7 protein-coding genes are annotated in these 9504 nt (G+C 40.3%); all 7 read left to right on the forward strand.

Annotation, left to right across the window (positions count from 1 at the left end):
* Positions 1 to 243: 243 nt before the first annotated feature.
* Complete coding sequence (locus GQR46_RS11205) at positions 244 to 1839, forward strand: MFS transporter (RefSeq protein ID WP_165727473.1); 1596 nt, start codon at positions 244 to 246, stop codon at positions 1837 to 1839.
* Positions 1836 to 2774: a sugar kinase gene (locus tag GQR46_RS11210; RefSeq protein ID WP_165740988.1), complete on the forward strand. Its 939-nt coding sequence runs from the start codon at positions 1836 to 1838 to the stop codon at positions 2772 to 2774. Before GQR46_RS11205 ends, GQR46_RS11210 begins: the two co-directional genes overlap by 4 nt.
* 9 nt (positions 2775 to 2783) lie before the next feature.
* On the forward strand, positions 2784 to 3866 hold the full coding sequence (locus GQR46_RS11215) for a glycosyl hydrolase (protein WP_165727475.1): 1083 nt from the start codon (positions 2784 to 2786) through the stop codon (positions 3864 to 3866).
* Between the two features lie 12 nt (positions 3867 to 3878).
* Positions 3879 to 4934 carry a UDP-glucose--hexose-1-phosphate uridylyltransferase gene (locus tag GQR46_RS11220; protein WP_165740989.1) on the forward strand — a complete coding sequence of 352 codons (1056 nt, stop codon included), beginning with the start codon at positions 3879 to 3881 and terminating at the stop codon, positions 4932 to 4934.
* Positions 4931 to 6085, forward strand: coding sequence for a galactokinase (galK, locus tag GQR46_RS11225; protein WP_165727477.1), 1155 nt, complete (start codon positions 4931 to 4933; stop codon positions 6083 to 6085). The genes GQR46_RS11220 and galK overlap by 4 nt, the downstream gene beginning before the upstream one ends.
* A gap of 10 nt (positions 6086 to 6095) precedes the next feature.
* Positions 6096 to 7124: a UDP-glucose 4-epimerase GalE gene (galE, locus tag GQR46_RS11230; RefSeq protein ID WP_165740990.1), complete on the forward strand. Its 1029-nt coding sequence runs from the start codon at positions 6096 to 6098 to the stop codon at positions 7122 to 7124.
* 67 nt (positions 7125 to 7191) lie between these two features.
* Positions 7192 to 9504, forward strand: a 2313-nt coding sequence (locus GQR46_RS11235; protein ID WP_165740991.1) for an alkaline phosphatase D family protein, incomplete at its 3' end; no start/stop codon positions are given.

Consider the following 9504-nt stretch of genomic DNA (forward strand, 5'->3'; position numbering starts at 1 on the left):
TTTTTATGTGTTATTTATAATAAACTTTTGATTTTGTTTAACTAATTTTTAATGTTAATTGTAAAAGAGTTTAAGTTAAAGCATGATTTCTTAAAATAGATGTTGCAAGTGCGTTAATTTTGAAATAGTCTCGAAGTTATTACTCATGGTTAATTGTTAACAATGTTGGGTTTTGACACTAGCACTCGCTTTATTCTCTATATAAAGCAACACACAATGATAACAACAAAGTTGGATAGAAGTATGAATGGTAGCAAACGTAATGTGTTTTTCTTTGCATTTATCGTCGCCTTTGGTGGCTTTATTTTTGGATTAGACGCTGCTCTTATTTCAGGTACGGTTCGTTTTGTATCTGCAGAATTTAATTTATCTGACATCCAAATAGGCACTGTAGTAAGTGCGCCTGGTTTTGGTGTGCTATTTGCTTTAGTCATTACCGGTTACATATGCAATATGTTTGGCCGAAAAAATACCTTAATAGGCATTGCCTTTATATACATACTGTCGGCAATTGCATCGGTTTTCGCGCCAAGTTACGAGCTATTAGTTACTGCTCGTTTTATAGGTGGATTAGCATTCACGTCTTTATCGGTCGCTGCTATGTATATAGGTGAAGTTGCACCGTCTAAGTACCGTGGTAAATTAGTGTCTATGATTCAAATAAATATTGTTGTTGGATTATCCGCAGCGTATTTTGCTAACTACTTACTTGTTGATTTAGCTCACAGTAATTTTGAGTGGGTAACACAGTGGAATGTACAAGATAATTTATGGCGCTGGATGCTAGGCGTTGAGATTATTCCTGCTATTTTATGGTTTTTATTATTATTTACTATTCCCCAAAGCCCGCGTTGGTTAGTTATGAAAGGCAACGAAACACGCGCTATAACTATCTTGCATCGTTTAAATAAAAATACTGAATTGGCCCAAGAGCAACTTAAGAGTATTAAAGAGAGCTTGGTTGATTACAGCGAAACAGGTGGGTATTTTTCTTCATTTAAACAACTACTCGAAAGTCGTGTTCGCACAGCTGTCATTATTGCTTTTACTATTGCTATTGTGCAGCAAGTGACGGGGATTAACGCCATAATGTTTTATGCTCCAACGGTGTTTGAACAACTGGGAGTCGGCACTGATGCTGCTTTTTTTAACGCTGTTTTAATTGGTTTAGTCAGTATTGTATTTACTGTGGTAGCTATTGCTTTGATAGATAAGTTAGGGCGCAGACCCCTTGTTATTTGGGGATTAGCAGCTGCAACAATTAGTTTGTTTATGTGTTATTTAGGCTTTAGCCAGGCAGAATATAGTTTGTCGGCTGAAGATATAACCTCGTTTTCAGCGTTAAACTCTATTACAGGACTGGAGCACATAATTGGTACCGTGTATCACAGTGATATTGAATTTAAGCAGGCTTTAGCGAGCGTACTTACAGCTTCGCAACAGCAATTATTTGAAAGCGATTTAATTTCACGCGCAGCAACTATAAACGCGCCACTTATATCATTTGGTATAGCGGGCTTTATTGCAGCCTTTCACTTTTCGATTGGGCCAATTATGTGGGTGATATTTTCTGAAATATTCCCGACTCGTATTCGAGGTGTGGCCATTCCTACCTTTGCATTTATTGCCAGTGTAATTAGCTATTTTGTTCAGCAGTTTTTCCCATGGCAGCTAAGTAATTTAGGCGCTGCAAACATCTTTTTACTTTATACCGTATCGGGTGTAGCCGGCTTTGCATTGTTATTTAAGTTTATGCCAGAGACTAAAAATAAATCGATAGAAGAAATTGAAGTCTACCTAGAAGGCCTACACACTAAAAAAGTACAGGAGGGTGTGTGAGTACTTTACTTGCTATTGGCGAATGTATGGTTGAGCTAGTACCAACAGGTATTAGCGAATGCAAGCAGTCATTTGCGGGCGATACTTACAATGCTCTTGTGTATGCAAAGCGTTTTGCTAACACACTAAATTGCGCGCTATTTACAGCTGTAGGTAGCGACGTACTGAGTGCCAATATGCTCAAATGTTGGCAACAAGAAGGTATTAGCACGCAAAACGTGATTACAACAGCAGACTATAACGTGGGTATTTACGCTATTTCAACGGATGCTGATGGTGAGCGAAGCTTTGATTATTGGCGTAATCAATCAGCAGCGAAGCATATGATGAGTTTATATACTCAAAAGCCATTTAATTTAGGTTTGAAAGAATCAGACTGGGTGTTTTTCAGTGGCATTAGTTTAGGTATTTTAGATGGTGAATCTAAACAAGGTTTACTCACATTATTAGCTGCTCTTAAAAAACAAGGCTGCACAATTGCGTTCGACCCTAATTATCGCGCGCGTATGTGGCAATCAAAAAGCCACGCTATTGAATGGCTAGAGCGTGCTTATGCGCTTAGTAATGTAGTTTTACCAGGTCTTGATGATCACCGTGTGTTATTCGGTCATTCAAGCATTGAAGAGATTGTTCAGTACTGTACACAATTTGATATCGACGAAATTGTTATTAAAGCTGGTAGTGCCGGGATGCAGGTTTATTGCAAAGATGATCTTAAAGCGTCATGTCCGTTTACACCCGCTGCAAAGCAAGTTGATAGTACAGCGGCAGGTGACTCATTTGCCGGAACCTACTTAGCCGCCAGAATGTGCGCACAAAACCCTCAAAATGCATTAGAAATGGCTGACAGTGTTGCCTCACAAGTTGTGCAGCATCAAGGCGCGATTTTACCTCTTGACGTATACCAGTCGCTAAATATAAGCCTAGGTAAGTAAGGAATTAACATGTCTGATAAAAAATTAAGTTTAGCAAGTAAGCGTGCAATAGAGCGTGGCTACGATAAATATGGCCCGCAGTGGCTTACAGAATTTGATATAGAACCGTTGCTGGGTGATTTTGCCTATGAAGAAGGGGTTATACGTCGCGATCCTTCATCTGTTTTATACATTGATGGTGTTTACCATTGTTGGTACACCAAAGGTGAGGGGGAAACGGTTGGTTTTAACTCTACTAATCCGAATGACAAAGTATTTCCATGGGATTTAACGCAAGTTTGGCATGCCACCTCAAAAGACAGTATTACATGGCAAGAACAAGGCTTAGCTGTAAGCCCAGGTAAACCAGGTGATTACGACGACAGAGCAATTTTTACGCCTGAAGTGTTTGAACACCAAGGTCATTATTATTTGGTTTATCAAACAGTACAAACACCTTATACAAATCGTCAGTACGAACATATTGCAATAGCTCACTCTGAATCTGCATTTGGGCCGTGGATAAAATCACCAAAACCGATTGTAAGCCCAAGCAAAGATGGTAAATGGCTTGGTGATGAAGACAGTCGTTTTGCAGTAACAGCTAAAGGTAGTTTTGATAGTCATAAAGTACACGACCCATGTTTAGTATTTTTTAATAATAAATTTTACTTGTACTACAAAGGCGAAACCCAAGGTGAAGGAATGAACTTTGGTGGTCGTGAAATAAAACACGGTGTTGCTATTGCTGATGATGTATTAGGTCCTTATGTTAAATCGCCTTATAACCCTATTTCAAATAGCGGTCATGAGGTCGTTGTTTGGAATTATAAAGGGGGTATTGCTAGTTTGCTAACAACCGATGGCCCTGAAAAAAACACCATTCAATTTGCTCAGGACGGTATTAATTTTGAAATTATGGCGCATATAAAAGGCGGTCCAGAAGCGATAGGCTTATATCGACCAGCGCAAGGGTTTGAGCAAAATCCAGCACCTGGAATTAGCTGGGGGTTGTGCCATAAATACGATGCCAGTTGGAACTGGAACTATATTTGTCGTTTTACTCCTCGTAAGCAAGTGCTCGACGCCGGTACCTTTCAAAACAGTAACTAGGGAAAGTAAAGAATGAGTGAGCAACAAAATCAATTTGACCCGACAGAGCATCCACACCGGCGTTTAAACCCATTATTAAATGAATATGTGTTGGTGTCGCCACACCGGGCTAAACGCCCATGGCAAGGTCAAGAAGAAAGTGTAGATATTGAGGTTAAACCAGAATACGACGAAAGCTGCTTTTTATGTAAAGGCAATACGCGTATTAACGGTGAAGTAAATCCAGATTACAAAAACACCTTTGTGTTTACTAATGACTTTGCCGCCTTGCGTGAAGGTGTGCCTGATGTGGAGCAAACCGATCCCCTATTTAGTATGCATACAGAGCGTGGCACTGCGCGTGTTATTTGTTTTTCGCCTAATCATGCAAAAACACTACCAGAGCTTAGTGTTTCGCAAGTTACAAATGTAGTAAGCACATGGCAAGAGCAATGCATAGAGTTATCAAAAACTTACAAATGGGTTCAGGTATTTGAAAATAAAGGCGCTGTAATGGGGTGCTCTAACCCACATCCACATGGTCAAATTTGGGCACAAAATAAATTACCTAGTTTGGTTGCGCGTAAACACGAAAACCTCAAACGATATTACGAAAAGTATAAAAGTAATTTACTGCTTGATTACGCAAAACGTGAAATTGAAAAGCAAGAACGCGTGGTTTGTGTAAACGATGATTGGCTGGTGGTTGTGCCTTATTGGGCTGCATGGCCATTTGAAACACTGCTATTGCCTCGGTTTGCGATTACTCAAATGATACAGCTGACAGACGCTCAACAAAGTAGTCTAGCTGAAATTATTAAAAATATAACAACTCGTTACGATAACTTATTTCAGTGTTCATTTCCGTACTCTATGGGCTGGCATGGCGCGCCTTATGATGGTCAAAGCCACTTATTTTGGCAATTACATGCACAGTTTTTACCGCCATTACTACGATCAGCCAGTGTTAAAAAATTTATGGTTGGTTACGAGATGATGGCCGAAGCACAGCGTGATATTACACCCGAGCAAGCTGCCACTATTTTGAAGAAACAATCACTAACGCATTATAAAGAGAACACTAAATGAATGTTGAACAAAGCGCACGGTTAGCTTTTTCAAACCACTTTGGACGCGATGCCGACTTTGTTGTCAAAGCCCCAGGGCGTGTTAATTTAATTGGTGAGCACACCGATTACAATGACGGTTTTGTACTGCCTTGTGCCATTGAATACGCTACTTACATTGCTGTGTCCCCTCGAACAGACGATGTAGTAAATGTACTTGCACTTGATTGCGATAACCAAACTGACAACTTTTTAGTAAATAAACCGCTTAATAGCCACAGTACGCAAACGTGGAGTAATTATGTTCGCGGCGTAGTTGATGAACTGCAAAAACGAAATCATAAACTCAGTGGCTGCGATATATGCATCACAGGTAATGTCCCGCAAGGAGCTGGTCTTAGTTCATCGGCTGCACTTGAGGTAGGTATTGCTTATGCATTTAATCATTTATGTGAATTGTTTATTGAGCGAAAAGACATAGCTCAAATTGCACAAGCCGCTGAAAACAATTTTGTGGGCTGCAACTGTGGAATTATGGATCAGCTTATATCGGCGTGTGGTCAGCAAGGACAAGCATTGGGTATAGATTGCCGCTCACTTGATTTAATTGAAGTGAGCATTGACCCAAAGATGACTATTTTAATGGTTAACTCAAACGTTAAACGAGGCTTGCTTGATAGCGAATATAACTTACGCCGAGAGCAATGTTATGCAGGGGCAGAAGCTTTGTCTAAACCGAGCTTGCGCGATGTAAGTATTGATGAGTTTGAGGCAAAAAAACATACATTAAGCGTTGAAGTAGCCAAGCGTGTAGAGCACATTGTGTATGAAAATGCGCGCACATTAGAAGCCATGCAAGCCTTTAGTAATAACGATATAACCAAACTAAGTACACTAATGGCACAAAGCCATGCCTCTATGCGTGATTTGTTCGAAATAACCACCTCCCAAATCGACACTCTTGTGAATATTATCGCAAAAGTAATTAATGAACACGGCGGCGTAAGAATGACGGGCGGTGGCTTTGGTGGTTGTGTAGTGGCGTTTGTTCCTAATTTTTTGGTAGAGAATGTAATTAGTGCTATTGAAACGCAGTACGAGCAACAAACAGGATTAAAAGAAACGATTTACACAAGCGTACCTTCAGCTGGTGTATCACTTATAAGAGCATAAGGACAATCTAATGAAAAAAGTACTGGTAACAGGAGGCGCGGGATATATTGGCAGCCACACTGTTTTAAGCTTATTAAAAGATGGTTTTGACGTAGTAGTAATAGACGATTTAAGTAACTCGAGTCGTGAATCGCTAACTCGCGTAGAAGCGTTATCAAAGCGAAAAGTTGAATTTATTCACGCCAGTTTACTTGATAACGATAAGTTGTCTGCCACGTTTAGCGAGCATAAATTTGATTCGGTTATTCACTTTGCAGGTTTAAAAGCGGTAGGCGAATCCATAGAAAAACCACTTGAGTATTATTATACCAACTTGGTGTCTACCTTAAATTTATGCCAATGCATGCTTAAATATAATGTTGATAAACTCGTGTTTAGCTCATCAGCTACAGTTTATGGACAAGGCGCATCGGTGCCTTATACCGAAAGTTTACCTCTAGGGCGTGCAGCAAGCCCGTATGGGCAAACAAAGGTAATGATTGAGCAAATACTACAAGAAATAGTCGCCTCAAATACCGGTTTGCAAGTAGCCAGCCTGCGCTACTTTAATCCTATTGGCGCAGATATTAGCGGCCAAATAGGAGAAGACCCATTAGGTATTCCTAACAATTTAATGCCCTTTATTGCTCAAGTTGCTGTAGGTAAACGTGACAAATTAGCTATTTTTGGAGGCGATTACCCTACTGAAGACGGTACATGTGAGCGTGACTATATACACGTTAGTGATTTAGCCAATGGTCATATTAAAGCCCTTAAATGGCTTGGCGAGCAACACCACAGTCTATATGAAGCATTTAACCTAGGCACTGGTACTCCTTATTCTGTGCTTGGCATAGTAAAAGCATTTATTGAGTATACCGGAGTTGATATTAACTTTGACATTGTAAAGCGCCGAGATGGCGACTTAGCTGCCTTTTGGGCCGATTCATCTAAAGCCCAGTCTGTTTTAGGCTGGCAATGTCAATATACCCTCGCAGACATGATGAAAGACACATGGCGCTGGCAAAGTAATAACCCTAATGGCTATCCAAATGTATAACTTCCTTATGTAAAGCACTGTCTACACAAGGCGCCCTAATCCACACACAATAATAAAGGTGATTAAAATGAAACGGAGAAGTTTTTTAAAACTCAGCGCTGGTCTACTAAGTTCAAGCCTGTTAAGTGGTTGCAGCGGATTATTTGCATCATACCGAGGTGACTTAACCTCAACTGCGCCATTAGATAATACGAATTTTAGTAAGCAGGTGTGGCTTGGTAAGCATTTTTGGGGCAACAGACTACAAGATTGGCAGCGTATAGGTAATGAGCTTTTATGTACCCGAGAAGGAAAAGATTTTGAAGCGCGTACTGTATCGTTACTCACCAGGCAACTTAATGGCTCATTACAAAGTGGGCGTATAAAAGCCACCGTACGCAATTTAACACCGAATGAAGAGGGCTTTTGTGGATTTTTATTAGGAATTGGCAAAGGTGAGCTATCAGCTAAAGGTGCTGCTTTAGCACAGCGAGCTGGTGGCGAAAATGGCGGAATAATTGCCGCCTTTGACAGTTTAGGTAAATTATCATTTAGACAGTTTGATGATGAAAGCAAAGCGCTTGATTTTACTATTATTAATCGTGCTCCATTTAATATACAACAATATAAAAGCGGCGATAAAATAACACTCGATTGCCATTTAGACCCAATAGATGCACACCATTTTGATATTCGTCTTGTGGCAAGTAACACAAATACAGCCCAGGAGTTAGGATTTGCAGTACTTCACAAAGTACCCGCAGATCAACTGCAAGGGGGGATTTCGTTATTAAGCTCCTCAGAGCCTTTTGTAGCAGGCGCACGTTGGGGGTTTAGTGATATTGAAACCGGTGGCGGTAAAATAACTCTAAATAATGCCAATACCTTAGGCCCGGTTATGGGGTGTATGTATAGCGTTAATAAACAGGTCCTCAAGTTATCTTGTCAGTTAATGCCTATTAATATTAAAGAATTTTCACGCGTAGAGCTGCAATATAAGTTTGAAAACCAATTGGATTGGCAGCATGCAGGCACAGCAAAAATTGAAGATGGGTTTGTAGCAAGGTTTAGGTTAAGTAATTGGAACTATTTAAAACAAGCTCAATACAGAATTGTTAACCCACAAAAGCCTGAAGACACTTTATACTTTGGCACTATTGCTAAGGACCCACAAAATACTAAAGAATTCACGATTGCATTGTACTCTTGTATTATTCCTACTTCTAAAAGCTTAGACAACACACATTACACACGCCTTATTAGTAGCGAGCGCGATTTAGGACGTTACACCAAAGACAATATTTTATTTCCTCACACTGAACTTGTAGAAAATGCTAATTACCATAACCCTGATATGTATGTCTTTTGTGGCGATCAGTACTACGAAACATACCCGACTCGCTATGGTCGCCACACCAAAGATGCCAAACTAGATACCTTATATAAATGGTACTTATGGTACTGGGCGTTTGCCGATAGTATAAAAGATAAGCCTACACTTGTTTTGGTTGATGATCATGATGTGCTGCAAGGTAACTTGTGGGGCGATGGTGGCGATCACTCCGATATGCTAAAAGAGGAAGACGGCGGTTATAAGTGGGACAAAGACCTTGTTAGAATGATCTACCGTATGCAAAATGGGCATAATCCAGACCCTTACGACCCTACGCCTATTAAATATGATATTCCTGTAGCCTACGCCGCTTTTGAATATGGCGGAATTAGCTTTGCGATGGTTGAGGATCGTAAATTTAAAACGCCACCTGACTACAAAGCTAATAAGCTTGCCACAACGGGTGAGTTATTAGGTAAACGCCAAGAAGCCTTTTTAAAAGACTGGCAAACTATGCACCCGGGTAAACCTAAAATATGTATTACAGCTTCCATGTGGGGGTCGCCTCAAACCGATGAAAATGGCAAAGCATTAATAGATTACGATGCAAATGGCTACCCGGCTGATGGGCGTACACGCGCAGTAAAACTAGTAAGTGACGCTAACGCATTAGTAATTGCGGGAGATCAACACCTCGGGTTGCTTGCCTACCAAGGAATAAATACCTTTGATGATGGCAGCTTGTTTTTTGCAGGCCCAGCTAGCGCAGCATTTTGGCAGCGATGGTTTGAACCCTACGCACCTTTACCAAATCAGCGAAACAACGACAAAAACACCGGTGATTTTACCGACACGTTTGGCAATAAAATGCGAGTTCTAGCGGCAGCTAACCCAAAAGTTACGCATAAACTTTTTGCTAAACAAAATACAACGTGGGGTAAGTTTTTAGCTGACAGAAACTTAAAAAGTGAAGGTTATGGAATTATTAAAATAAACCATGCAAAAAAATATTATCAATTAGAGTGCTGGGAGTGGAATACAGATCCATCAACAGAAAAGCAGTTTACT

Source organism: Pseudoalteromonas sp. Z1A6, from assembly GCF_011378745.1.
In the GTDB taxonomy this organism is placed as follows: Bacteria; Pseudomonadota; Gammaproteobacteria; order Enterobacterales; family Alteromonadaceae; genus Pseudoalteromonas; species Pseudoalteromonas arctica.